The following is a 26,700-nucleotide window of genomic DNA, read 5'->3' as shown; positions in this document are numbered from 1 at the left end:
GTTTTTTATAAATTTTGTTGTTTTGTTCGTGTAATCCATTCTCCTACTAAACTCTCGAATAGTTCAGGCTGTTCAATTTGCAAATTATGTCCCGCCATATCAAGCACCGCTAATGTTGCTCTTGGATAATCTTCAATAATTTCTATAATATCTCGATAACCTACCGATATATCTTGTCTTCCTGCTAATAAAAGAACGGGTTTCTCATATTTCTTTCGGTGAAACTCCATAGTAAGAGAATAATTTTTTGCAATCTTTCAATAAATTCATAATTAGCAACATCTAACCCCGGCTTAATTTCTTCTTTAAATCGCTTATATGTATATTCATTTGCTACCACTGCTAACTCGCTAAATTCTTTTCTTTCGGTAGAAGTTAACGTATTTAAAAACTCCTTATCTTGTACAATTATCTGTTTATCCGGTAAACGTCTTTCTTTTTGCAGTGCAACAACCACAGGACATATTAATAATAATCCATTGACTCTCTCAAACATTTTTGAAAGTATCCCTCTAGCTAAATATCCGCCGAAAGACTCTCCTACTAGTAAAAAATCTTTCTTTGGAATGATTTCTTCAATAAATATAGTTAACACTTCTAATATATGATCTGAACTATTTATCCAATCTGGAGCGTTCGACTTTCCCATTCCAGGTAAATCAATATATATTCGTTGATAACCTTCATATTTTTGAAATACTGATTCCATACATTTCATCATTAACCTATGATCCGGCGCACAGCCATGTGTAATAATGACTGGCTTACCCTCTCCAACAATTTCATAGTATATTTCCGCATCTTTCATTCGCCATAACATAAAAAGTCCTCCCTATTTAGTGAAAATACTATCCACTCTGTAAGAATACACGTTCTTATTTTATATCCTTTTGTAACATTTTTACAAATGTTAATTTTCAGATTAAAAATGAAAATCTTACTTAAAATAGCCTATAACAATCAAAAGATCAGCTAGAAAGAGGATTCTCATCATTTTATATGCAATTTTGCATCTCCGCTTGCAAATCACTAAAAAACCTTTACAATTCAAAGGATGACTAAATATACAATTCCTATTTAAAATCTTGATGCAATACATACTATCAAACGCAATGTTTTTTAATTTTAAGAAATATTAAACTCTTCAATACTTTCCTTATAAACAAGATTTTTACAAGGAAATCTGATACAATTTTTAAGTAATATTATTATGTATAGATATTACGAATATAGTGCATAATTAAAGAAGGTGATTTTATTGAAATTAAATAAAAATTTACAACTATGTATATTAATCGGAACATTAATATGCTATTCAATCTATTTTATATTTTTTTATCTGTTCCCTACTCATTTTTCAAATTCGGATGTACGCTTCGCTTCACTTATTGTTGAAGCCATTACATTTGTATCACTAATTTATTCTATATATTCTAAAAAAGTCAGTTCAAATCCGTTTTGGATATGTATCACGATAGCAATTGGGAGTTTTTTATTAGGTAAAATAGTATATACATATCAAGATAGCTTCTTCGAAATTCCAATACATCGTTTTACTATTTCTGATGTATTTTACATGTTTTTTCTACTCTTTTGTCTTATCGCTTTCAGTTATAAAATTTTAAAAGAATGCGATAAATGGGAAAAAACGTTCTTTATTTGTGATATATGTATAGTACTTACTTCCATATTCACATTAGAGTGGTATTTATTTAATCAACCAAATTTAAATATATTCTCTCTTTCACTAGGCGATGTTTTCCTTTCATTTCTATATCCAATTGCAGATTTATTGTTTCTTCTACTAGGCGTTAGTCTCTTTTTCCGTCCGACAATTTTTAATTCTAAACGGAAGATTTATATCTTTATTTTTGTATTGATAAGTTCTGCAACTTTTAACTATATTTATTTTTACTTAAATAACCATTTAGCAACTGAAACGATAACATTATTACGTCTTTTATATAGAATACCTATATTATTTATTGCAATAGCTGGATCTATTTCAGCAGATCGTAATAGCCATAAAAATTATTTCATTGTTAACCCTATAATAGGAAAAAAGGCTTTAGTTGTATTTCCCTATCTTGCTGTTGCAATACTAATCGGGTTTACATTAAAAGAACAAACATCATCCTCAACTCTCATTACAGGAAATTGTATTACTTTTATTTTCGTACTCATTCGTCATTCTATTGTACGTATGCAAAACAATTCCCTAACAAAACGTTTACAGGCATTCAATGCACAACTAGAAGAAAAGGTGACTTTACGGACTTCTGATTTAGTTCATAAATCAGAGGCTCTATCTCAAAAACAACAAAAGTTTAAATCGTTATATGAATATCACCCTGATCCTATTTTTACAATTGATTTACATGGCGTATTCTTAAATGTAAATCAAGCCGGAAGTATACTACTTGGAGCACCAACAGATGAGTTACTCGGTGAAACTTGTTTTTCGATTATTTTAGATGAAGACAAACATAAACTAACATCTGCATTAGAAAAGGTGAAACAACAAGAATCGGCATACTTACAACTAAGTTCTAAATATAAAGATGGTTTTACTTATTTTTTATACGTTACCATCGTCCCTATTATAATAGACGGACAAATTTCAGGAAGTTATATTATGGTAAAAGATATTACCGCACTAAAAAAGCAACAAGAAGAAATAAAGTATTTAGCATTCCATGATACGGTAACGAAAATTGGGAACCGTGCCTTTTTCCATAAGAAATTAAAAAGAGTTATAAAAAATGCTAAAACAACAGACAGTGAGTTCGCATTATTATACTTAGATTTAGATCGCTTTAAAGCAATTAACGATACACTTGGACATTCGGCAGGAGATCACATATTAGAAGAAGTAGCGAAGCGATTCCAATCATGTCTTCCATCACATACTCATCTGTCAAGAATCGGTGGCGATGAATTTACAATCTTAATTGAAAACTATACTGACGAAGATTCCTTATTCGATTTATGCAACCAGTTATTTGAATGCATGGAAAAACCGTTTGTCATACATGAGCATACATTAACTTTATCACTTAGTATCGGCATCGCTATTTATCCACATTCCGGAATCGATACCGCTACACTTTTGAAAAACGCTAATGTTGCAATGTATGATGCAAAGGCAAAAGAGCTTAACTCTGTCTCTATTTATGACGATGTAATCGCTAAAAAAATTGAAAGACGATTACGATTAGAAAAAGATTTACCAAACGCAATACAAAATGAAGAATTGTTCCTTTTGTATCAACCTCAAGTTGATAGTGAATCTAATAAAATTATCGGTGCAGAAGCTCTAATCAGGTGGAATCATCCTGAATTAGGCGTTATTTCTCCATATGAATTTATTCCGATTGCTGAAGAAACACTACAAATTATTCCAATAGGAAAATGGACATTGCAGCAGGCTTGTGAGCAAATGAAACGTTGGCACACACTCGGATATTCTCATTTAAAAATTGGTGTAAACTTATCTGCTAAAGAATTTGAACAAGAAGATTTTGTAAAGTCTATTTCTTCTACATTAGCAACTACAGGCTTACCGGCAAGTTCTCTCGACCTTGAATTAACAGAGCGCATTGCAATGATGGATGAGCGAGAAACATTGATAAAGCTCCGCACACTAAAGGGTTTAGGAGTTCACATTTCAATCGACGACTTTGGTACAGGTTATTCTTCACTAGCGTATTTACCTTTATATCCAATAGATACGTTAAAAATCCCAAGAGAATTTATTACAATGTCTGAAACGTGTGAAGATGGAATGGAAATTATTAAAACGATTATCACATTAGCACATACATTAGAAATGTCTGTCATTGCAGAAGGTGTAGAAACGAAAGAACATGTGAATTTCCTTCAAAAAAATAAATGTCAGTTTATTCAAGGTTACTATTATAGTAAACCTATCCATACTCATGCATTTACTGAGCTATTAGAAATCGGTATTCACCTATAGTATATTGCTAATATGGATAAGTAATAATGAATTTGAACAACTATAGTAAAAAGGAAAGAAGATATCTTCTTTCCTTTTGTTTTTTTATTTAAATTTCTATTCCTTCACCACTTCATTTATTATATCTATTAATTGATGAATCCCCTCATCATTTGTTTTCTTATATCCATTCATGTTTTGAATATATCTCTCCTTATTTGTATACAACTTATTTACTGCATGTATGAATACATTCGTACTTATTCTGTCCTGGATTATAACTTCCGCATATCCTTGCCGAGAAAAATATTCAGCATTTAAAACTTGATCTCCCCTACTAGAACTGTTAGTTAACGGGATAAGCAACATCGGTTTCTTCAAAAATAGCAATTCAGAAATAGCAGTAGAACCTGCTCTAGAAACTACAACACTCGCCATATTTAGTATATGCGGCAACTCGTCCCCTATATACTCAAATTGCATATAACCTTCCATACCAATAGATGAATCCACCTTCCCTTTACCGCACATATGAACAATATTAAAATTTAATAGTAATTTTTCCAAACTTCCCCTTACCATATCATTTATCCATTGAGCACCTTGACTCCCACCCATAATTAACAATACTGGTTTATCTTGCTGAAATTTACAATAGCTTCTTCCCCGCAATACATTGCCCCTCTCAATTTCTTCCCTTACAATTGGTCCTACATAAACCTTCTTCTCATTACTTACATTTTCTCCTGTCTGAGGAAATGTTGTGCATAGTTTTGTAGTAAAAGGTAATGCTATTTTATTTGCTAATCCTAACGTACTATCTGGTTCACGTATTATTACAGGTACTTTATTCATCCACGCTCCTATTACTACAGGAACGGACACAAATCCTCCTGCCGAAAAAACAACATCTGGTTTTATTCGTTTCATCAATTTATAACTTTGTATGCAACCTTTTATTATTTTAAAAGGATCTTTAAAGTTCTCCCAATCCCAATATCTCCTAAGCTTCCCCGTTGAAATACTATTGTATTTCACATTTTGAACTAATAGTTTTTCAATTCCATTTTGAGATCCAATATACTCAATTCCCCATCCTTTTTCCATAAATTTAGGAATCAATACCATATTAATCATTACGTGTCCGGCTGTACCGCCCCCAGTAAAGAGAATCTTTTTATTCATAATTTATATCCACCTTTATCATTAAAAATCTTGTTTTATACTAATCTATTAAATGTAAGTAAACTTACTATTATTTATATAAACATTTAGCTCAAACCCTATATCTTGCAAAAAATCTTTAATAAGATCATAAAAATCATTTCCATACTCACTACATTCATACTGAGCAAAGACTTGAATTACAGGCCTAGTTCCTGTACCTATTACTGGATTTTTCCTATCACCCTTTTTACCTTCCACATAGGCTTGACATTTATTTATCGCCTCATAGATACACAAAACATGCTCTTCCTCATCTTTCCAGTCCAGCGTATCAACAATTAAAAGAAATAGCGTATTTTGATTATCCATTGTTTTATAGCCATTCATATATTTCTTACACCCTTTTCATTTTTCATTGAATGCAGATTTCACTACACTTCGCATACTCGAGTACATCTTTTAATGATTGATGGAATTGAATTTCTGGGACCCAACCTAACCTTTTTATATCCTCTATTACTAAACTCTCATTTGATTCGCTTCCACTATGCTCTGCTTCTTTTATGGAAAAACTCAGCTGTGTTAATTCTTTGTATTGTTCTATTACATCTAATAAAGACCGTTTTATCCCTGATCCAATATTATATTGTTTTCCATTTATTCCATCGCGCAATAACACATGATACGCTTTAACCGCATCACGTACATCTAGAAAATCCCTACTATCTTTCAAACTGTTTACTTCAATAATTGCTTCACTTTTATTCGACTCTATAGTTATCATTTTTTTTGCAAGAATAGAACAAATACCATTCGATACTCCTGGACCAATTAAATTCGAGGGCTTTGCAATGATAATATTTGAATTCATTAATTCACTCCACGCCTCTGCAATAATGACTTGCATCGTTTTACTTAAACTATATGGATTTGAAATTTTTATATTGCTCATACTATCTGCTTGCAAAGCAGATCCTATAACCAATGTTCTACAGTGAGGTACTTCTTGCTTAATTGCTTCTAATAAATATAACGTCCCTATTACATTAACCTCTACATATTCAAGAGCAGCTGTCCAAGACTCTATGACCGAATTCTTTCCTGCTAAATGCAATACATAATCTGGCTTTATTTGTTTCATTACCTTCATTACTTCGCTCTTATTAGTTAAATTACAAGTAATACCATTCCCAATTATTTCTCTATGTGCACGATTTTGAAACATAGGAATTACATGAAAGTCCTGCTCTAAAAAATATTGGCAAGCATGGCGTCCTGTGAAACCATTTGCACCAGTTATTAAAAGACTCGCATTTTTTTTCATCGTAAAAACCCTCCTTTTAATAACATTTGTTTCACCTCGTGTTTTGTAAGTAAGTCTTGTTGAGAACTAAAACTCTTCACATCCACAAGCGGATAGCTAGCATAATATTCTTGCAGTCCTTCTATAGGAATAGTCGGTAGTACCACAAAATAATTTTGATCAAAACTTATACTTGTTTTACTCTCTACCTCAGATAAAAGCATTTCACTTAATTTTTCACCCGGTCTTATCCCTACTTCTTTTACCTTCACGTTTTCCTTTTTCGAATCTTCAATTAACACTTCTGCTAAATCTGTTATTTTACATGCCGGCATTTTCATAACAAAGATTTCCCCACCTCTACCTTGATATACGGCTTTAAATAACAATCCAACAGCATCTTCAATCGTTAAGAAAAATCTAGTCATACTTGCATCGGTAATCCCTACTTGTAAAGATTTTTTAATTTGTTTTTTAAAGAGTGGTACCACACTTCCGCTCGTCCCCAAAACATTTCCACCACGAACACAAATGAATTTTGTTTTCTTCGTTTGCATATTCGCATGCACCATTAACTTCTCACCAATTGCTTTTGTCATCCCATACGTATTTGATGGATCGGCTGCTTTATCCGTTGAAACATATATAACTTTCTCAACTTGCATCTGTATAGATGCTTCAATTACATTTTGTGTACCATGTATATTTGTTTTTATAGCTTCATAAGGATAATACTCACATACTGGAACATGTTTTAAAGCTGCAAGATGGAATACATAATGGACACCTTGGCATGCATAGACTAGTTGTTCTTTATCACGAATATCTCCAATAATAAATTTTAATCTATCATCATTTATAAACTGTTGCTGCATTTCAAACTGAACCGTTTCATTTCTTGAAAAAACTCTAATTTCTTTCGGTGATTTTTCTAATAATTGTTTTATAAGTTCCTGTCCCCACGAACCTGTACCACCAGTAATTAAAATTATTTTATTTAGCATTTCTTTTCCTCCTACCACACATTTCAATTAAAATTGTATTTATAAAATTTATTAAATTATTTTCAATTGATTTAAATCATAATTGTCGTTTGTTACATTTAATTGACAAAATAAAAAAACAGAAACTATTAAAAATAGTTTCTGTTTTTTATTTCACCTCACAACAGTAAGATTTTTTATACTTTTTGCATAATAACTAAACCCTTATAACAAACACCGCTCATTTATTTCTTATACTCGTAATAAAATAAATAGAACGATTCATAGCCAATAATCATGTTTAAATTTATGAAAAATGGAGGTAACGGAATGTACCGAAGCAATTCAAATCATACATATAACGGACCTTCCAAAGCACTGCCTCTCTCCCTATTTGATGTAAAAAATGAATTAAAACAAAAAAGCAAACTCATACATTCTGGCTCGATGTATAAATTAACGAAAGAAGAGCAACTCATCATCAACAACATAAAAATACAAACTGAACAGCTAAATAAAAATAATGTGACAAGAACACGCGCATACTACCAATTTTACACTCAATATCCAGAAATACATTGGGCACTACTTGGGCATATGGTATCACGTAACGGCGGTTGGAATATGACTGATTTAAAGGGCGATTTATATACGAAAATTTTATCAGAGAAAGATCAAATCACATTTTTTTCTTTTTTAGAAAGAGGGAATTGGCTTATTTTCCAAGATGTATATCCTCAATTTCTGCTTTATGAACAAAGTGTGAAAAGAGCACAAAAGCTATTTCACCTTCTCCCTCACCTAAATGTTTCTACATTTATGGAAACGATGTGGAACGATTTTTGGAAAACAGGTAACAAAAAAACATTAGCCATTGCAACTATTATTAATGAGCAACACTACTTAGAAAAAAGAGTGATTCAAAATATACAATTTAAAAAGACTGTACTTAATAGTATTGGATTTAAACTCTTTGATTTCTTTCAATTTAATCATATTCTTTTCCCATTCTACGAAAATGATAAGAAACTCAAAGTATTACTATTTGGTGATACAATGAAACATTTCACTTCCTTACACGAACGAATCTTAATTGGAAAAAGGTTGTATTCATTATTATTTCGAGACACACATGTTTTATCTCAAATAATAAGCTGGGCCCAGCACCATCCGCATACAGGATCAAGGAAAGATTACTGGCCTCATTTATTTTCAAGTGTCAATGAATCTTTTTCCCGTGAGTTTTATAAGCGTCGAATAAAGAAATGCCAGTTGCGTAGTGGCGCTTATCGTATATACAGTCCTGCACTCATCTATGCATGGCGAGATATGAAGCATGAAGAAGTTGACAATGAAGATTGGTTTACGGACTGGCAAGTTGTAAATTACTTAGTAGATAAGGAGGAAAATATAAATGGACAAATTACAGAAGACTACTGTAAAACACTCGAAACAATTGAGTTGGCAATTCTTGCAAAGAAAAACGTCCTCCTTCGAGAAGAAGAATGATTTTCTAGCATTAGCAGTTACAATCTTACTCTCTTCTATTATCGGAACTTGCTTAGATGCTTTCTTTGTTGCGAACCAAATCTATTCCTTTCCCGTTAGACCATTCTCATCCATATTTTCAGTTAACATTGGCTTTACTTTGTTTGTACTACCGATTTTAACAGCTGTTTTTATACAAATTTCCAAAACATTATCTACAATTTCTAGAATTCTACTTATTATTTCAATAGGTATTTTTGCCAGCATTTTTGAACAAGTTGCTGAAAGATTCGGTTTCTTTATTCATAGCTTGGATTGGAATCATACATATTCTTTATTTGGCTATATGATTTTCTTTTCTTTTATTTGGAAAGTATATCATTTCATACAAAAATAAAGAGACCATAATCGATCTCTTCTTAAGCATAATCTTCGGTTATTGCTAATGGTGCAAGAGTTTGAAGACTTTTTGAACGTAAACGATAAGCAACGATTTTCTTCTTATATTGCTTGATTACATCAACATGTTCCTCATGGCTATATAGAGAAAATCTAATCTCTTTATTCCCTTTCTTCGTATCAATAACAAGTGGTGTTCCTTCTCCATGTGGCGGGAAATAATGTTTATCTAAAAATAAAGCTTCATTAAATTCATGAATAACTTGTCGTTTCATTTCTCCCTCTATATTCTTTCCATCTATCGATATAGAGGTATTCTCTTCCTCAAGTTTTTGATGCAATTCAAATCTACTAATAATTGATTCTACAACAGAAGTTGGCATACTAGAAACTAGCACTTTAAGAGCGCCAAAAATAAATAAAGTAACTATAAACCATGTTGTCATTTTCTCATCTCCATTACATTTTAAAATATAAATTTCGTTCCATACGGTATGAATATACTAATGAGTATTCCCGTTACAATCATCGTTACCGAACCGATTGTCGCTTCTTTTTCGCCTTCCTTCACGAGACGGCTCACACCGATAATATGTGATGCGCAGCCCATCCCCACTCCTTTTCCAATCGTACTTGTTATTCGGAAAAACTTAAGTACTGTTGGTCCGATAATAGCACCTGTTATCCCTGCAACAACTACAAAACTAGAAGTCATAGATGGAATACCGCCAATTTGATCCGCTAATGAAATAGCAATAGGCATCGTCGCTAATTGCGGCAGTGTTGTTAATATGAGTTCCTTATCTATATTTAACATCCCGCCAATCACTACATTCATACTCGTTAAAACCACTATACCTACCGCTACACCGATAAGTATCGACAAAAAGTTTTTCATAAGTATGTTTCGCTCTTTAAATAAAGGTATCGCTAACGCTACAATTGCAGGACTTAATAAGCCGGAAAGAATATCTCCCCCATTTTCCCTATATTCATGATGAGAAATATCAAAAATTAAAAATAAGCAAATCATACTCGCTGTAACTGTTAACACCGGTAACGTAAATGGAAACGGAATTTTTTTATATAACTTTGTCGCCAATACATACATTACTACAGTAATAATAATTAAGACCATTTGCATCGTGCACCTTGTCGATTTTATTTTTTTGATGTTACTAATAATTGACTTATATATCCTGAAACAATTAAAGTTACTACCGTACTTGCAACTACTAACAGGAATATAATACTCCCCTTACCGAAAAGAAAAGACCCGAATTCCATCAGCCCTGTTGTCGAAGGAATTAGAAATAACGGTAAAAATACGAGTAACTTTTCCGCACCTTCCTCAAACCACTTTAATGGTAAAATACGAGTAGAAAGGAGCAGAAACAGCATTAACATCCCAATTAAACTTCCTGGCATTGATAAATGGAATACTTCCTGAATCCACGTACCAACTAAGCTAAATACATATAGCACGCCTACTTGCAGTAAAAGCGCCACGTACTTCATTTCTTTCCCTCATTTCAATATTACGCATCACTATTATGAGATCTCATTTAACGTTTCCGCAAACCTCGTAATTCCCAGTTGAATTTGTTCGACATCTACTCTCCCAAAAGTAAAACGAATATATTCATTTTTAGTACCTAAAACACTTCCCGGGACAAACGCTACACCATTTCGTATAGATTCGCCTAATAAATGATATTCATCAAATGTTCCTTGCACTTTGCACCATAAATGTATTCCACCCTCTGGAACAAAAAATTCAACCTGGTCCCCTAATATTTCTTCAAGCTTTCTAATTAACACATCTCTTCTGTCTTTCAATTGCTCACGAAGCATTGTAATATGTGCATGAAAATCTTCTGATTCTAAAAATTGATTTGCCACCCACTGCGTAAATACACTATGGCCAAAATCAACTTGCTGTTTTGCATCCGCTAAACGTTCTATTACACGCGTAGGGCCAATTACCCAGCCAATACGTAATCCTGATGCAACAATTTTTGATAATGAACTTATATAAAGAACATTCCCGTTTTGATCCATTGACTTTAATGTAGGATTCACTTCTCCATTAAATGAAGTTAAACTATACGGATCATCTTCTACAATCGGTATACCAAATTCAGAAGACAGCTCTAAAACCTTTTTACGCCTTGCTAATGACAACACAGTTCCCGTTGGATTTTGATAATCTGGATTCAAAAATACCATGCGAATACGATGCTTTTTATGCAAATCAATTAAGTCATCTGGATTCATTCCATGCTGATCAACAGGTAGATGGAATATTTTTAAGCCAGCAGATTTAAACATCGGCAATGAAAAACAATACGACGGATCTTCAATTGCAATCGCGTCTCCTGGTTTTAATAAGCATTGCACGATAAGGTTAAGTGCCTGTTGTGCGCCAGATGTAATAAGGATAGAATTCGAATCTGCTTCAATTTGTTTATATTGCTGAACATGTGCTGCAATTGTTTTTCTCAACATTTCATTTCCAAGCGGATGGTCATAACCGAGGTTTTCCATAAATGTTTTCTCCGACAAAATCGTTCGGAATCTATCGCTCGGAATCAATTCTGGTGACAATTCACCACTCGCTAAATTAATTAAGTCGTCTTTTTGTGTTTCCGTTCTAATTTGTTGAACGAGTGGTACGTTAGGTAAGAACGATCCATCCTCCACGTACCTACCCCAGTTCGGTATTCGTTTATGTGACACACCCCATATATCTGTATTGACCCTTGTTCCGCTTCCCTTTTGCCGTTCTACTACTCCAAGTGATTTTAATTCTTCATACGCAGCTACTATTGTACTCCGGTTCACCTGTAATTCTTTCGCTAAAGTACGCTCAGAAGGTAACTTGCTGTCAGAAGGAAACTCACCTGAAGAAATACCCCTTTCCATATAATCCGCTATTTGTTTATATACAGGCGTCTTATCTGCACGATTTGGTTTCCATTCCACCTTGTTGCCCCCTCTCAAAACGAACTATCCTTGATTCCCTAATAACAGTATTAACTTTAATAATAGTATTAATTAATTACATGATTTAAAAATCTTTCTACCGTCATATTAAAGCTAGTCGGCTGTTCTAAATAAGGTAAGTGTCCACTATTTTTAAACTCAATAAAAGTTGTATTTTTCAAACGTCTTTCAAACTCTCTTACATATTTCTCGGGAACGAAATCATCATTTTCCCCTCTTATAATTAAAGTAGGACATGAAATATTTGAAAGAAACGGTCTTTGATCATAATCTACTAATTCAGCAAATAATCTTTGAATATGCACCGAATTAATAGACTGTAAAGATTGATAAAATCCCCTAACAATTACTTCATTATCTGCTACTCCCATTGCCTTCAATAATGTATCCGCCCATGTTTTTCCATTATCGTGTAAGCTAAGTAAATCATATACTTCAATTCGTTCTTTTCGATCTTCAGGCTCCAAATAGGGAAATGCATTTACAACAATTAAACTAGAAACAAAGCCTGGATATTGAATAGCAAAATCGATACCGACTCTAGCTCCTTTTGAAAGACCACACATAACTACTTTTTGTAGCTTTAAATAACTGCATAACTCATACAATACATTTGCATATTCTTTAAAAAGAATTTCCAGCCCTTCCGATTTCCCATGCCCCGGTAAATCAAGAGAAATCACCGTCCAATTCTCTTTGAAATATTGCCTTTGATATAGCCAATTGTTTGCGTTCCCACCAAGACCGTGTAATAACAATATAACAGGGCCCGATCCTTCTATATTGTAAGAAATTTTCCGATTCTTATATTCAAAATACATATTCATCACCTTCAGCTATAACGTCACTTACTCTTATCTTTGAATGAATATATCCAAAATGGTTCCTTTTCTAACCACTCTACTGTTTCCGGTACACCTTCTTCATACTCTCTTTTTAGTTCCGTTACTTTCGTCGCAAATTGTGATGCATGTGCTTGCAATGCCTCTAATTTTTTGGGAACATATTCTTTCACTTCGTTTTTAAAATGCGGAGGACCTATTTCTGCTTCATGATTCTTCGAAAAAGCTACCGCATAAAATGTTGGCCTTTTATATTCCGGAATATTAGCTAACGCCTCTGCTACCGCTTCTCCTGTTGCATCATGATCTGGATGAACCGCATATCCCGGATAAAAAGAAATAACTAACGAAGGATTCACTTCTTCTACACATTTTTGTAATACACGTCTTAACTCTCCGGGAGTTTCAAATTCAAGAGTTTTATCACGATATCCCATCATACGTAAATCTTTAATCCCTAAAATATTTGTAGCCCTCTTTAGTTCCGTCTCTCTTATAACATTTAATGATTCACGTGTTGCAAAAGGAGGATTCCCCATCGTTCTCCCCATTTCACCTAACGTTAAGCAAACATAAGTAAGAGGAACATTTCGCTGCGCATAAGCTAAAATTGTACCTGCCACGCAATATGACTCATCATCTGGATGCGGAAAAACAATTAAAACGTGGCGTTCATTTTTTATCAAAATCATACTCCTCCATCATATACAATATTAACTTTTTTCTTTCAAAACTATTAAATCACTACCGCATACCACGTTACCCCAACAAGTAGTACGAAAAGAAGAAGAATATAAATAGTTGATAAGTTTTTCACATTTCTCTTTGTAGACTTGCCGTAATTCTCCTCCACATTTCGTGCAACTAACACGGTCCCAAACAGGGATCCAATTACAATAATAACCACTAGTGAAATTGCAAAAATCATTGTATTTTCACCTCTCTAAAGACAATCTATTTTAATAAAGAACTTCCTCTTTAAAACTTTAATAACATACTACCTTTCTTCTCTTATCATAATAGATGTTTACAAAAAACGGACCAACCACTTTTGTGTTTTTTTGCTCATCCACTTTAAAAAATAAAAAGCAACTGATCACTTTGGACTCAGTTGCTTTTCACACGATAAATTATTTTCTATTTTTATTTAAAATTAATTCGATTTAAAAGTTTAGTCTTTTCATAATGAAACATCGATTGAGATAACTCGAAAATTGTCCCGTTTACAAGACATACTGTATTTTCAATAAGAAGCGCCGGATCACCTTCATTTAATTCTAACAGCTGCGCGTTTTCTTTATTTACTTTTTCACAACTAATAAATTTATCGGCAAAGCCAATATTTAATCGTAAATCTTCAATGAAATAACTGTATACAGAGCTTAATGCTATTTCTTTATTCAAATATGGAATAATATCCTTTTTGAAATAACTTACTTCAATAGAGAATGGTTTACCATCTACAATTCTTAAACGCTTCAAAAAATATATCCTAGTTCCAGCTTCGCATTGCATCCGCTTTGCTATATCTTCGTCCGCATCTATTACTTCAAGCTCTAACACTTTCGTTTCAATATTTTGCGAAACGAGATTTTTCGTTAATCCACGTAAACTTCCTAAATTAATGTAATCTGTTACAGAAGTTTCACGTAAAAACATACCACTACCTTGCACTTGAAAAATATAACCTCTATTTACAAGCTGACTAATTACTTTACGTATCGTATTACGGCTTACTTCAAACCGATTCATCAAAGCTTCTTCTGTAGGTAGTTTTTTCGTTTCATTAAAAAGCCCATCTCTAATGTTTTGCTCTAACACATCTGCAATTTGTTTATACTTTGCACTCATACACTTTCTCCTAAAATACTCTTTTATCTGTTATAACTCTTCTCCTCTCGTTTCGATCACATGTTTATACCAATGAAACGAAAGTTTTTTCTTACGTTTTAAGTTATCATTATGATCGACAAAAATAAAGCCATATTGCTTTTTATACCCATTTAACCAACTTAATAAATCAATCACTGACCATGCATAATAACCTTTTAAATTGATTCCCTCTTCAATTGCACGCTTTATTACTTTTAAATGCTCTTCAATAAATTTAATTCTCGGAACATCTACAACTTCTCCTTCAATGATTGGATCTTCATCACCAAGTCCATTTTCCGTTACATACATCTTTATGTCACCGTAACGCTCTTTCAACATATGCAATCCATCTAAGAAACCTTCGGGAGATATTTCCCATCCCCATTTTGTATATGTTTTATCATCCATTTTTACTGTGCGATAAAAACCATCAAAAGAAGGATTACCTGGAGCAAGTGTTGAGTTTTCTCGAGAATGCTCATCGCTCTTTATATCCATATCGTATCTTTCTACTCGTATTGGTTGATAATAATTCAAGCCAATAAAATCATTCTTTTCGGCATTTTGTTTAATGATTTCTAATTCTTCAACTGTCCAATTAGGAGTCCACCCTTTTTCCTTTAATTGTTGAACAACATAAGGTGGATACTCACCTTTTAAAACTGGATCATAATACCAATACGTTTCATATTCATTCGCATGATTTGCTGCTAGTATATTTTCTTTTTCATCATCCACACTATAAGCAGGTAAGAAAACATGTGTAATCCCAATCTCCCCATATTGTTTCAGCTGCTTGTACACCGCAACTGTTTTCGCATGTGCATAAAATACATAATGAGTCGCTTGAAAATACTTTGGAACATCATTTTTTATTCCTGGTGGATGTGCACCTTTTAAATAGCCTAATCCACAAAACATTACTGTTTCATTAAAAGTAATCCAATGTTTCACTCTATCACCAAATGCTTTAAAGCAAATTTCGGCATACTTTACAAAAGCATCTGCTGTTCGTTTATTCGTCCACCCACCATCCTTTTCTAACGGTAATGGTAGATCCCAATGATATAAAGTGACAAACGGTACAATCCCGTACTTTAAACATTCATCAATTAAATTGTTATAAAATTTAATGCCTTTTTCATTTACCTCTCCATCTCCATTCGGCAATATTCTCGCCCAAGAAATCGAAAAACGATACGATTCCAATCCCATCTCAGCCATTAAACGAACATCTTCCTTATATCGATGATAATGATCAACCGCTACATCACCATTTGTTCCATTGTATGTTTTGCCAGGAATTTTTGAAAACTCATCCCAATTCGTAACACCTTTTCCATCCTCATTCCATGCACCTTCTACTTGATAAGAAGCTGAAGCAGCTCCGAATAAAAAATCATGTGGAAACTTCATAGTATATACCTCCATTTCATTAGAATAAATTAAATTCATTATTACATATAAAATTTGTAGGTACAAATTTAAATGATTATTATATAATAAATTTCTATTTTTCACTATAATTAAACATAGCATTCACACCATTTACAAAAAAAGAACCTATAAAGGTCCTTTTTCAAATTGTGCAACGCAGCACTATATTGAGTATCTTAAAGTTTATACTACTGATAAATGTTAACAAACTTATTCTTCAATAATGAATTGTGAAATTAGCATTTCTAAATTTTCGACTTTCTTTTTCATTTCATTAGATTTCGTCGTTATTTCTTGAATCAATGTGGCTTGTGCTTGAATTGATTGTACCGTTCGATTCGTTTCTTGCGAGACTTGTGTTGCAGTTTCAGAGACTATTGATAAAGAGGCATTCACTTCTTCTGTCCCAGCAGACATTTCTTCTGTGGCAGCAGACACTTCTTGAATTTGGGACGTTATTCTATTAATATCTTGCATAATAGATGAAAATGCGAGTTCTGCCTTATATGCTGCTTCTTTACCACCACTAGCCTGTTGTTGACCTTTTTTCATTACATGAACTGTATCCTGTGTATCTTGATGTATAAAATGTAATAAATTATTTATATCATTTACAGACGTTTTAGATTTCTCAGCCAGACCTCTTACTTCAGCTGCAACTACTGCAAATCCTTTTCCATTTTCTCCGGCGCGTGCCGCCTCAATTGCAGCATTTAAGGCCAGTAAATTCGTTTGTTCTGCAATATTAGTAATAATATCTAGCGCTTCTTCAATTTGTTGTGTACGTGTAACAAGTCTATCAATGACCTTAGAAGTTTCTTCGACAACTTCATTCACACTATTCATTTGACGAATAGATTGTTTTATAACTTCACTACCAGAATTTGCTTGGTCTATTGTTGCAACAGCAACTTCAGCAACCATCGCTGAAGATTCAGCTACTGTTTGAACTCCAGTTGCAATTTCTTCCATCGCAGTTGAACTTTCTTGAATACTAGTCACCTGTCCCTCTATTTCTTTATTTATTTCAGAAGTAGTTCGAACAACCTCGTTTGATATATGTGCTGCCGTTTTTGTCTCTTGTAACATATTTTCAGTTGAAATAATCACTTCTTTTGCTGTAACCTTCACCTGACCGACTAATTGTTGCAAGTTATCTAACATACTATTAAAGGATTGTACAATATGGCCTAATTCGTTCTCGGATTTATAAGAAGTTCGAATTGTTAAATCTCCAGCAGATACTCGTTCCATATCTTTTTGTAATAATACAATTGGTTTTTTTATAGTATTTTTTATTATAAAACCAATAAAAATAATTATTATGATTCCAACACATGAAATAATTACAAATGTTATTATTGTATTTTTCACACTATTGATATTCTCTTTTTGTAGTTGTTCAGCCGCGGTATTATTATATAAAATAAGTTCACGGATAGACTGGATTGTTTTTCCCATATTAGGCTCAATTTCTTTTAAATAATAGCTATAAGCTTCTTCATTATTAGTCAGTCCCAAATCCTGTGCTTTCTTCATTTGTATTCTTAAATCTTTGAATTGACTTTGAAATGCATTATACAAGCCCTTTTCTTTATGAGAACTAATTCTAGTTTCAAATTGTTTTAATAACTCATCATTTTCTTTCCTAGTCTTATCCATTTCTGTTATTAGTTCTTTCATTCTTTTTTCATCTTTCGATATCATAATCTCCATAAAATTCATATTAACATGGTAAAAATTTGATTCTACAGTTCCTATCCATTCAATTGGTAATAGCCTTTCGTCATACATACTAGAAGATGTATTTTCACCTTTTTGAAGCCCTAAAAACCCTAGAGAAGATAACATGATACAAGCCAAACTCGATATAATGACTAACACATTTAATTTCGTTCCAATTTTACTATTTTTAATAAAAGACAACAATTCCACCTCATCTGTATATTATACTTATATGTTTTATATTACAATAATATTCGACATTTATCGACATTTTTTTGTGTCGATTTTATAACTGCATTAAATTATTATATTAACTATATAAACCTATTCAAAGAACTTTGATTCTCATAATATCCAATACTAAAAAGTCTTATGGGAATTCCACAAGACTTTTAATAGCGTTACATTGTTTCTATGAAATTATGGTGAAAATTAAAGTGACTTATTAGTTCTTATAACTTCTTGATAGAGAATCGGTGACCACTTATCACTAACATAATCTTGGATCACCCAACCAACTCTTTTTGGATTCTCTTGTTTAATATATGCCGCAATTTCGGGATTTATATAAGAGGCATAATAATATGGGCTATTCCATGCTGTACCACCAGAAGACAAGCTTGTAAAATTAACATATAGATGATTTAAATCCTCACTATTGTTCATCGTTTCCTTGATCGTATCTTTAATAGATTTTACTTTCACATCATAACTCACTTTATATTTATCTTGTACTGTTACATTTACATTTTGATTTACAGTTGTCGTAAACGTCTCATTATCTGGCCAATAAAAATTATTATATCCTCCAGATTCATTACTACCACTATATCTTTTTAGTAGTACAATTTTCCCTCGAGCATCTCCAAGTTTTATATTTCCTTCTGTTTTTAAAAAGATAGGATCAACAAAATAATTTTTTTCAAACGTATTACTAAATGAACCTTCTGCCCCTTTCATATCCTCATACTCTTTTTTTAAAGACATAATAATTGTTTCACTTGGGTTATCTTTTAAAAATTGTTTCGCTTCGTTTATGAATTCATGCAGTGTTACATAAAGATATAATGGCCCATGATGAAGAACTATCGTATTATCATCTGTTAAACGGCCTCTTATATCAAAAATGCGAGCTCCATGATCCATTTGATAACGAAAATCATACTCTTGCGTCATTCCCCATACTTGCTTTATTGGATTTTGTAATTTAAACGTACCACTATCATGTGTTCCTGGAATTGAAATTCGTGCTAACGGGATGTTATCAGGTATAGGTTGCATCCATTTTGACCAATTTTCAAGTTCAATAACAGAGCTAGCTGCAACGACTTGCTTATCGTGTAAAGCAAATACAGATGTGATAAATATCATACTACATATGAATAATTTCAAAATAAACTTCTTATTGCTCATTATTATTCCTCCTTTTTCTGTTTTATATCAAACTTATTGAATATAATATAATCTGGTGAATAAAAAATAAATAACATTTCATCAATATGAAATATTGCATAGAAGTAAAGTTAAAAAATCATTCACATATACTGAATTAGAAAAATTTAAAGGAACTTCATCTGAAGTTCCTTTCGTTTATTTTATATTCAATATATATGAACCATCTTTATTCTCATACTTATAAACATATAAATAATATTTACCTGGCTTTGCATTATAAGTTCCTTTAACTACATTCCCTTCATTTTCACCATATGCTACATAGTTGTTTAAATCTGATTCATGATGAAGTACCCATGTCATTCCAATGTTTTGTTCATTTAGTAGAGAAATATTAATGTTTTCTGGTGAGTCAATTTGGAAAGTAAATACATCTACCTTATCACGATTATGTAGTGTTCCTTTTATTGGTGTATAAAAGTTAACTTTATTTGCCTGTCTACGTTCATTATTTGGTTCATTTTCTGTTACTTGTAACTCATTCCCACCGTTCAGTTCTCTTCGTTCATACCCTAAATCTACTAGTATAGACTTCAAATCTGGTAAAACACCAATTTTATCTGAAGATGGATCTTTAGATTTCGTTCCAGTGTTACGGTTACTTAATATCGTTCTTAATTCACTTGGTCTATACGGTTGTCCTAAATTTTCTTTAGCAATACTTTGTACTAAAGTCGCTGCTCCTGCGATAATGGGTGAAGCACTAGATGTTCCACTAAAGCTTGAAGTATAAAGATTTACAGCACTTCGACTTTGCTCGGCTGTAGTTGTATCTACATTTTCTCCCCAGCCGTACACATCAATCCGACTTCCATAATTTGAAAACCACATACGCTCATGAGGGAAAGATGAAGAGCCCGCGCCTACCATAATTGCACCTGAATCTTTAAAATCTTTACTATTACGATTTAAGACTTGTTTACCATTTCTATCTTTAAATTGATCTAAATCATTCCATCCATTTGCTCCAGCTTCTATAATGACAACACCTTTATCTGTACCAGCACGAATCGCATCAAAGATATCTGGTTGTATTTCAACAGGTAAATATTTATCACCATATCCATCAAAGGAAGCTTGTGCCTCTAATAATAAAACATCCCCAGCTTCTAACTGATTTACAGCACTTAATATTGCATCAGCTGTATTATACTGCCCGTTATCTCTTATTTGAGAAATCACTTTCGCTTTCGCTTTTGGCGCAATCCCAATATTCCCCACTGCATTATCTTCAGAGGATACAATTCCTAATACTGACGTTCCATGTCCAACGTGCTGATCTATATTTCTTCCAGACATTAATTTAATATTTTGATGTACTAAATCCTCATGATTTAATAGCCATCCATATTCCATATCAACAAAAGTTATACCATTTCCATTACCGCCTTGAACTCCCCAGGCGAAGGGCGCATTAATACCGTATGGTGCCGCATCAAGGTAACCTTGTTTTTTATATCTAGGATTGTTATTAGGATTAAAAGATACACTTAATGGTTGTACTTCCGGTGGCGTTATTTTTTCTTGTTTCTTCACATACACATCTTCTATTAAAGAAGATGTCTTTAACTTATCTACTAGTTCTTCTTCCTGCTCACCATTTTGAGTTTGAAGAATATAGTAGTTTAATAAACTTGTAGATATATTATTGGGTGCTTTCACTTCAAGGTTTTGTATTTGTTCCGGGCTTACAGATGTGAATAAACGATTAAATGTTACATCTGGATATTCTGCAAAAAAATCTTCTAGTACTTTATCGTTCGTTTGAGATTGTATTTGTTTTTCAATACCATCTTCATATGGAAATTTCAAATCCGCTCTGAATTTTACAATGATTTGCTTATCTGTTTCTTGTTCTATCCCTAATTTACTCTGCTGTTCTACAGAATCAGCCTTTACACTATTGACCGTGTCCCCTATTCCTAAAAACATTGAAATAATTACAGCTGAAACAGATATTCTTTTAAATATATTCATTACATCACTCCTCCTATTAATAATATGTAATCATTATATTATTCTATAATGATTTTACTTATATAACATATTCCCTTTCTACTAAATAGATTATAGTAATCAGCAATATGAACTTCAATGTATTTTCATATGCAATATTTCATATTCGGACTCTACACTACATAAATAAGAAACTTATGATGATTTTTTATTTTATACGTGCTAATATAATTATATTAAAATATTATGTATAAACATTCTGAACTATATTACTTAACAATTTCACCTTATTTTTGCTAGGAGGATTTACAATGAAATTATTAAAAATAAAACATATAATCCCTATATCTGCAGTTGCAATTACATTCGTATGTCATCAAAGTACAGCTGAAGCATCTACCATTCATACAGTAAAAAAGAATGATACACTTTGGGGCATTAGTAAACAATACGGGGTTTCAATACAATCCATTAAACAGGCTAATAATAAAGGAAACGATCAAACTTTTATTGGTGAGCAGTTAAATATTCCAGGGTCCATGAACTCAAATGAAATCACCGTTCGTCAAAATGCCAAACCCAAACCTGCGAACATTTCTAGACAAATTATTTATCAAGTACAACAGGGAGATTCATTAGAAACGATAGCAAAGCGTTACAACGTTACCGTTCAATCGATAAAACAAATTAACAATACAGCCGGAAACAAGCTTTATACAGGACAACATTTAAAAATTAACTCAAGCATTTCAGAAAAAGAAAAAGACTTAATGGCACGCTTAGTTACCGCTGAAGCAGGTGGCGAATCTTATAAAGGTAAAGTAGCTGTAGCAAAAGTTATACTAAATCGTGTAAATGCAAAAGGTTTTCCAAATACAATAACAGGCGTTATTTATGAACCTATTAAATACGGATATGCCTTTACTCCTGTTACAGATGGAAGAATTAATCAGCCTGCAAGCCCAGAAGCAAAAATGGCAGTAGAAGAAGCTATCTCCACAAATGGAATACATTCTGATTGGCTTTATTTTTACAATCCAAAAACATCAACAGACAAATGGATTACGACACGTCAAACAGTAGCAGTAATTGGTAACCACGTCTTCGCTAAATAACATATAAAAAACAGACCTTCTCACTTAAAAGGTCTGTTTTTTTATATGTAAGAATTTATTTATCATATGACATAGTGATCTTTGAAAACTATTTCTTCTTTTAAATAAAGACATTTATATTTACTTCATCACTCCGAAAAATTAAAGAAGCATCGAGTTCAAAAACTCCCTTTTTATTAATAAAAGCTATTTCTTAACTTCATAAAATTGTTATACACTAGAAAAATAAAAACAAACTATTCGTTAGCAGGTGAAAAAATATGTATGATGTTACAATTATCGGTGCTGGAGTAAGTAGCATTTTTATGGCTTATTCACTGACTAAAAGTAACAAAAAGGTTTTAATTCTTGATAAAGGTAAAACGCTAGAAGATCGCCATTGTCCTTTAGACGAAGGAAAAGTGTGTACTTGTACTACATGTGATAAATATTTCGGATTTGGTGGTTTAGGAAAATCTGAAGGGAAATTTAATTATACAAACGGATTTGGCGGAGAACTTGAGCAAAAAGTCGGTAAAGAAAGCTTTATTCAACTCATGGCTGAAGTAGATGAAATTCTATGTCAGTTCGGAGGAAGTTCTGTTTCAAAATACTCTACAGAAAATCCAAACCTCAATAAGAGAGCTGAAACGTGTGGTTTACAAATGCTAACAACAGAAGTAAGACATCTTGGTACTACCCTTTCAAGTGACATTTTTCAGCAGCTCTATGAATTTTTACTTACGAAAATAAATATTCAATTTCATATAGATGTACAACATATTATGAAACAGAAAGATCATTTTACAATAGAGACAAATGAAGGAATAGTTCAATCTAAGCAACTAGTGTTTGCAACTGGACGTTCCGGAGCGGATTGGTTAAAAGAAATGTGCACTTCTCTAAATATTTCTCAGGAACAAACTCGTGTAGATTTAGGTATTAGAGTAGAGATGAAAGAACACCAATTACGTTCTATATTAAAAGATACATTTGAGACAAAACTTTCTTATGAGCATGAACAATTCACAGCAACTACGTACTGTATGAATCCGAAAGGACGCATCATTAGAAAGTACGAAGAAGGTTTAGTTATGCCTGACGGTCAAAATTTTCGAGAGGAAGGAACTGGCACACCTAACTTAAATTTCACTTTATTTATCCCGCACTATTTTTCAACTCTCAAAGAAGCAAATGTATACGCAAGTTCAATTATTAAAAGCATTAACCAAGGACGAGATCGAATTGTTATACAGCGCTTAGAGGACTTACTAAATAAACAACCTACAACAGAGAAAGGCATGAAACATAACCGTATACAGCCTACACTACAAGGAGATTATGGCGATTTGCATACAGAAATTCCTTCATTATATATTGAAGGGCTTAAAGAATTTTTATTACGTTTAGAACAATTCATCCAAGAACCGATCGATAAAGATACTTTATTATATGGAATTGACGGAAAATTCTATGCTCCTACGATAAAAATAAATAACCATTTTGAAACAAGTGTGCATGGACTATTTTTAGTTGGAGATTGTTCAGGCGTCACTCATTCATTATCTCAAGCTGCTGCAAGTGGGTTGTATGTTGGAAAATATTTATCTCATATTTAATTTCTTTCATTAAGATAGCAATCAAATATTTTAACTTCCATAACGCTTTATTTATGTACCTTGTCCTTCCCCCGCTAATGATTATCCCACCAAAAATCGGGATTTTACGAGATACATATTTAACATAACTATGTATGGTAAAACTATCGACATTCAATTCTAACAAATTGAATGTCAACAGTTTTAAAAGCCTCTATTCATTTCCACTTTCATTTGTTCGATATTTTGTAACATCATCATAGTGTTTAATATGTTAGGATGTCTATAAGTATTTTTTACTACAACTATGACTATTTCTGTTCTATTTCCAAAAATAGATTTGCGCTTTAAAATTCCCTATTGTACGTATATGAATACTTCATATTGTTACCTTTAGAAACCATTAAATGGTTCATTACACTCTAATAGTTATGAAAATATAATATATAACACAAGTTAAATAAATCGTATAAAGAAGGTGTAAAAATGAAAAATAAAATTAATTTACAAATGCAAAATATAAGCTTTGTTTTAATAATTGCGTTAGCAGTATGGTTAAAAACATATCTTATTACAAGATTCAGTTTTGATTTAAAAATTGAGTCTTCTACACAAGAGCTTATTTTGTTTATTAGCCCTCTCGCTGCATCATTAGCTTTTGTCGGATTAGCATTATTTGCAACCGGTGAAAAGCGAAATTATATAGCGCTATGTATTAATCTCTTATTAACAATCGTACTTGTTGGGAATGTAATGTTCTATGATTTTTATAGTGATTTCGTTACGTTACCAGTACTTGGACAAACATCAAACTTTGGCCAATTAGGCGGCAGTATTATAGAAATATTGAACTACAAAATTATTCTCGCATTCGTAGACATTATTTTCTTCTTTATTTTGTTAAAGAAGAAGGCACTAGTCTTCCAAACCGGACGTGTAACTCATCCGGCACGCTTCGTATATTTTCTCTTAACGATTGGTGTATTTTTTGCGAATCTACACCTTGCAGAAAAAGAGCGCCCTGAACTATTAACGAGATCATTCGACCGAGTCATGCTTGTTAAAAATTTAGGACTATACACTCATCAAATATATGATTTAACACTGCAAGTAAAAGCAGGATCACAAAAAGCACTTGCTGATAGTAGTAAATTACAAGAAACTGAAAACTACGTAAAGGCAAACCAAAGTGAGCCAAACCCTAACATGTTTGGTGCAGCGAAAGGAAAAAACGTAATTGTTGTCACTCTTGAATCCCTGCAAACCTTTTTAATAGGCGCATCAGTTAACGGTCAAGAAGTTACACCATTCTTGAATGAATTCATCAATGAAAGCTATTACTTCGATAACTTTTTCCACCAAACTGGGCAAGGAAAAACGTCCGATTCTGAATTTCTAATCGATACGTCGCTGTATCCATTAAATCGAGGAGCTGTATTTTTCACGCACGGTAACAATGATTATACTGCGACTCCAGAGATTTTACGTCAGCAAGGTTATTTCACTTCTGTATTCCATGCGAATAACGCAACATTTTGGAATCGTAACATTATGTACTCTGCTCTCGGTTATGATCGTTACTATAATGAACTTGATTACAAAATTACGCCCAAAACAAATTTAAATTGGGGATTAAAAGATATCGAATACTTTGATCAATCAGTAGATATATTAAAAACTGTTGACCAACCATTTTACGCTCGTTTCCTTACTTTAACGAACCATTATCCATTTACTTATGATGAAGATACAAAATTCATTGAACCATACAACTCTGGTAATGGCGTATTTGATCGTTATATCGTAACAGCACGTTACTTAGACGAATCAATTAAAAAATTTATTGAGCGTTTAAAAGCCGAGGGAATGTATGATGATTCTATTATTGTGTTGTATGGTGATCATTATGGTATTTCTGAAAAACACAATCGTGCAATGGCACAGTTTTTAGAAAAAGATCAAATAACAGAATTTGATACTTTAAATTTACAACGCACACCTTTATATATTCATATGCCTGGCCAAACAGAAGGTCAAACGATTTCAAAACCTACGGGGCAAATCGATATAAAACCTACTATTCTAAATTTATTAGGGATTAATACTACGAACGATATCCGTTTTGGTCATGATATGTTTTCAGATGAATATACCGGTTTTGTTGTTTTACGTGATGGTAGCTTTATTACAGAGAAGTATGTATACACAAACAACACTTTCTATGACCGCATAACAGGTGAAATTGTAGATTTACCAAAAAAAGAAGCACAAGCACTCATTAACCGTGCACAAAATGAATTACGAATGTCTGACAAAATTATTGAAGGCGATTTATTACGTTTCTCAGAAAGTAATAAAATTAAAACTGGCGAAGTACAAACTAAAATTAAAGAGACTGAAAAATAATCTAAATA

The 26,700-nt window shown here is 32.6% G+C and carries 22 protein-coding genes and 1 pseudogene; 6 read left to right on the top strand and 17 right to left on the bottom strand.

Annotation, left to right across the window (positions count from 1 at the left end):
* Positions 1 to 5: 5 nt before the first annotated feature.
* Positions 6 to 820 (bottom strand): annotated as a pseudogene (locus DM800_RS15945) (alpha/beta fold hydrolase).
* A 438-nt stretch (positions 821 to 1,258) separates the two neighbouring features.
* Between DM800_RS15945 and DM800_RS15940 the strand changes: the two are divergent.
* Complete coding sequence (locus DM800_RS15940; protein WP_137014260.1) at positions 1,259 to 3,979, top strand: sensor domain-containing phosphodiesterase; 2,721 nt, start codon at positions 1,259 to 1,261, stop codon at positions 3,977 to 3,979.
* Positions 3,980 to 4,075: 96 nt separating this feature from the next.
* Here the strand turns inward: DM800_RS15940 and DM800_RS15935 are convergent, their stop codons facing one another.
* Genes DM800_RS15935 through DM800_RS15920 form a run of 4 tightly spaced genes read right to left on the bottom strand, consistent with a single transcriptional unit; the run spans position 4,076 to position 7,432 of the window.
* Entirely contained in the window at positions 4,076 to 5,143 is a 1,068-nt protein-coding gene (locus DM800_RS15935; RefSeq protein WP_087985008.1) for an undecaprenyldiphospho-muramoylpentapeptide beta-N-acetylglucosaminyltransferase, read from the bottom strand.
* A 48-nt stretch (positions 5,144 to 5,191) separates the two neighbouring features.
* Positions 5,192 to 5,512: a DUF6572 domain-containing protein gene (locus tag DM800_RS15930; protein WP_060487512.1), complete on the bottom strand. Its 321-nt coding sequence runs from the start codon at positions 5,510 to 5,512 to the stop codon at positions 5,192 to 5,194.
* Positions 5,513 to 5,537: 25 nt separating this feature from the next.
* Positions 5,538 to 6,449, bottom strand: coding sequence for an SDR family oxidoreductase (locus tag DM800_RS15925; RefSeq protein ID WP_147787180.1), 912 nt, complete (start codon positions 6,447 to 6,449; stop codon positions 5,538 to 5,540).
* A complete protein-coding gene (locus DM800_RS15920) occupies positions 6,446 to 7,432 on the bottom strand; it encodes a UDP-N-acetylglucosamine 4,6-dehydratase family protein (protein WP_060487514.1) in 987 nt (328 codons plus the stop codon). Before DM800_RS15920 ends, DM800_RS15925 begins: the two co-directional genes overlap by 4 nt.
* 309 nt (positions 7,433 to 7,741) lie before the next feature.
* On the opposite strand from DM800_RS15920, the gene DM800_RS15915 reads away from it, so the two are divergent.
* Both DM800_RS15915 and DM800_RS15910 read left to right on the top strand, forming a co-directional pair.
* Positions 7,742 to 8,920 carry a DUF2515 domain-containing protein gene (locus DM800_RS15915; RefSeq protein ID WP_087985011.1) on the top strand — a complete coding sequence of 393 codons (1,179 nt, stop codon included), beginning with the start codon at positions 7,742 to 7,744 and terminating at the stop codon, positions 8,918 to 8,920.
* Positions 8,883 to 9,296 carry a CBO0543 family protein gene (locus tag DM800_RS15910; protein WP_137035405.1) on the top strand — a complete coding sequence of 138 codons (414 nt, stop codon included), beginning with the start codon at positions 8,883 to 8,885 and terminating at the stop codon, positions 9,294 to 9,296. Before DM800_RS15915 ends, DM800_RS15910 begins: the two co-directional genes overlap by 38 nt.
* A gap of 22 nt (positions 9,297 to 9,318) precedes the next feature.
* Here the strand turns inward: DM800_RS15910 and DM800_RS15905 are convergent, their stop codons facing one another.
* From DM800_RS15905 to DM800_RS15850, 12 genes are all read right to left on the bottom strand, one after another.
* Positions 9,319 to 9,744 (bottom strand): YfmQ family protein, encoded by a 426-nt coding sequence (locus DM800_RS15905; RefSeq protein WP_097908320.1) that lies wholly within the window; start codon positions 9,742 to 9,744, stop codon positions 9,319 to 9,321.
* 20 nt (positions 9,745 to 9,764) lie between these two features.
* The gene (locus DM800_RS15900; RefSeq protein ID WP_060487517.1) at positions 9,765 to 10,436 is read right to left on the bottom strand and encodes an LrgB family protein; all 672 of its coding nucleotides are present in this window, start codon (positions 10,434 to 10,436) and stop codon (positions 9,765 to 9,767) included.
* A 23-nt stretch (positions 10,437 to 10,459) separates the two neighbouring features.
* A complete protein-coding gene (locus DM800_RS15895) occupies positions 10,460 to 10,816 on the bottom strand; it encodes a CidA/LrgA family holin-like protein (RefSeq protein WP_060487518.1) in 357 nt (118 codons plus the stop codon).
* A gap of 33 nt (positions 10,817 to 10,849) precedes the next feature.
* Entirely contained in the window at positions 10,850 to 12,283 is a 1,434-nt protein-coding gene (gene pdxR, locus DM800_RS15890) for a MocR-like pyridoxine biosynthesis transcription factor PdxR (protein ID WP_048545917.1), read from the bottom strand.
* Positions 12,284 to 12,351: 68 nt separating this feature from the next.
* Positions 12,352 to 13,125: an alpha/beta fold hydrolase gene (locus DM800_RS15885; RefSeq protein WP_088122944.1), complete on the bottom strand. Its 774-nt coding sequence runs from the start codon at positions 13,123 to 13,125 to the stop codon at positions 12,352 to 12,354.
* Between the two features lie 23 nt (positions 13,126 to 13,148).
* Complete coding sequence (bshB2, locus tag DM800_RS15880) at positions 13,149 to 13,829, bottom strand: bacillithiol biosynthesis deacetylase BshB2 (RefSeq protein WP_088609511.1); 681 nt, start codon at positions 13,827 to 13,829, stop codon at positions 13,149 to 13,151.
* Positions 13,830 to 13,882: 53 nt separating this feature from the next.
* The gene (locus tag DM800_RS15875; protein WP_000575326.1) at positions 13,883 to 14,074 is read right to left on the bottom strand and encodes a hypothetical protein; all 192 of its coding nucleotides are present in this window, start codon (positions 14,072 to 14,074) and stop codon (positions 13,883 to 13,885) included.
* A gap of 215 nt (positions 14,075 to 14,289) precedes the next feature.
* Entirely contained in the window at positions 14,290 to 14,997 is a 708-nt protein-coding gene (locus tag DM800_RS15870; RefSeq protein WP_088122945.1) for a GntR family transcriptional regulator, read from the bottom strand.
* Positions 14,998 to 15,027: 30 nt separating this feature from the next.
* Positions 15,028 to 16,437 (bottom strand): GH1 family beta-glucosidase, encoded by a 1,410-nt coding sequence (locus DM800_RS15865; RefSeq protein ID WP_088064263.1) that lies wholly within the window; start codon positions 16,435 to 16,437, stop codon positions 15,028 to 15,030.
* Positions 16,438 to 16,668: 231 nt separating this feature from the next.
* Positions 16,669 to 18,384 carry a methyl-accepting chemotaxis protein gene (locus DM800_RS15860; RefSeq protein WP_088064264.1) on the bottom strand — a complete coding sequence of 572 codons (1,716 nt, stop codon included), beginning with the start codon at positions 18,382 to 18,384 and terminating at the stop codon, positions 16,669 to 16,671.
* 231 nt (positions 18,385 to 18,615) lie between these two features.
* The gene (locus tag DM800_RS15855) at positions 18,616 to 19,596 is read right to left on the bottom strand and encodes a phosphatidylinositol-specific phospholipase C (protein WP_088064265.1); all 981 of its coding nucleotides are present in this window, start codon (positions 19,594 to 19,596) and stop codon (positions 18,616 to 18,618) included.
* A 177-nt stretch (positions 19,597 to 19,773) separates the two neighbouring features.
* Complete coding sequence (locus DM800_RS15850) at positions 19,774 to 21,615, bottom strand: S8 family peptidase (RefSeq protein ID WP_147787179.1); 1,842 nt, start codon at positions 21,613 to 21,615, stop codon at positions 19,774 to 19,776.
* 290 nt (positions 21,616 to 21,905) lie between these two features.
* Between DM800_RS15850 and DM800_RS15845 the strand changes: the two genes are divergently transcribed.
* From DM800_RS15845 to DM800_RS15830, 3 genes are all read left to right on the top strand, one after another.
* Positions 21,906 to 22,709 (top strand): cell wall hydrolase, encoded by an 804-nt coding sequence (locus tag DM800_RS15845; protein WP_147787178.1) that lies wholly within the window; start codon positions 21,906 to 21,908, stop codon positions 22,707 to 22,709.
* A 260-nt stretch (positions 22,710 to 22,969) separates the two neighbouring features.
* Positions 22,970 to 24,307: an NAD(P)/FAD-dependent oxidoreductase gene (locus DM800_RS15840; protein WP_147787177.1), complete on the top strand. Its 1,338-nt coding sequence runs from the start codon at positions 22,970 to 22,972 to the stop codon at positions 24,305 to 24,307.
* A 465-nt stretch (positions 24,308 to 24,772) separates the two neighbouring features.
* On the top strand, positions 24,773 to 26,692 hold the full coding sequence (locus DM800_RS15830) for an LTA synthase family protein (protein ID WP_147787176.1): 1,920 nt from the start codon (positions 24,773 to 24,775) through the stop codon (positions 26,690 to 26,692).
* Positions 26,693 to 26,700: the final 8 nt, after the last annotated feature.

The organism is Bacillus sp. AY18-3 (assembly GCF_008042305.1).
GTDB classification, from domain to species: domain Bacteria; phylum Bacillota; class Bacilli; order Bacillales; family Bacillaceae_G; genus Bacillus_A; species Bacillus_A wiedmannii.
The sequence above is the reverse complement of the archived record's forward strand: the minus strand, read 5'-3'. Positions and strand labels throughout refer to the sequence as shown.

Coding starts and splice junctions, on each gene's coding strand:
- DM800_RS15920 (WP_060487514.1), bottom strand. CDS start 7,432: ATGCTAAATAAAATAATTTTAATTACTGGTGGTACAGGTTCGTGGGGA.
- DM800_RS15915 (WP_087985011.1), top strand. CDS start 7,742: ATGTACCGAAGCAATTCAAATCATACATATAACGGACCTTCCAAAGCA.
- DM800_RS15935 (WP_087985008.1), bottom strand. CDS start 5,143: ATGAATAAAAAGATTCTCTTTACTGGGGGCGGTACAGCCGGACACGTA.
- DM800_RS15850 (WP_147787179.1), bottom strand. CDS start 21,615: ATGAATATATTTAAAAGAATATCTGTTTCAGCTGTAATTATTTCAATG.
- DM800_RS15855 (WP_088064265.1), bottom strand. CDS start 19,596: ATGAGCAATAAGAAGTTTATTTTGAAATTATTCATATGTAGTATGATA.
- DM800_RS15840 (WP_147787177.1), top strand. CDS start 22,970: ATGTATGATGTTACAATTATCGGTGCTGGAGTAAGTAGCATTTTTATG.
- DM800_RS15875 (WP_000575326.1), bottom strand. CDS start 14,074: ATGATTTTTGCAATTTCACTAGTGGTTATTATTGTAATTGGATCCCTG.
- DM800_RS15845 (WP_147787178.1), top strand. CDS start 21,906: ATGAAATTATTAAAAATAAAACATATAATCCCTATATCTGCAGTTGCA.
- DM800_RS15900 (WP_060487517.1), bottom strand. CDS start 10,436: ATGGTCTTAATTATTATTACTGTAGTAATGTATGTATTGGCGACAAAG.
- DM800_RS15905 (WP_097908320.1), bottom strand. CDS start 9,744: ATGACAACATGGTTTATAGTTACTTTATTTATTTTTGGCGCTCTTAAA.
- DM800_RS15885 (WP_088122944.1), bottom strand. CDS start 13,125: ATGTATTTTGAATATAAGAATCGGAAAATTTCTTACAATATAGAAGGA.
- DM800_RS15865 (WP_088064263.1), bottom strand. CDS start 16,437: ATGAAGTTTCCACATGATTTTTTATTCGGAGCTGCTTCAGCTTCTTAT.
- DM800_RS15930 (WP_060487512.1), bottom strand. CDS start 5,512: ATGAATGGCTATAAAACAATGGATAATCAAAATACGCTATTTCTTTTA.
- DM800_RS15870 (WP_088122945.1), bottom strand. CDS start 14,997: ATGAGTGCAAAGTATAAACAAATTGCAGATGTGTTAGAGCAAAACATT.
- DM800_RS15830 (WP_147787176.1), top strand. CDS start 24,773: ATGAAAAATAAAATTAATTTACAAATGCAAAATATAAGCTTTGTTTTA.
- DM800_RS15895 (WP_060487518.1), bottom strand. CDS start 10,816: ATGAAGTACGTGGCGCTTTTACTGCAAGTAGGCGTGCTATATGTATTT.
- DM800_RS15925 (WP_147787180.1), bottom strand. CDS start 6,449: ATGAAAAAAAATGCGAGTCTTTTAATAACTGGTGCAAATGGTTTCACA.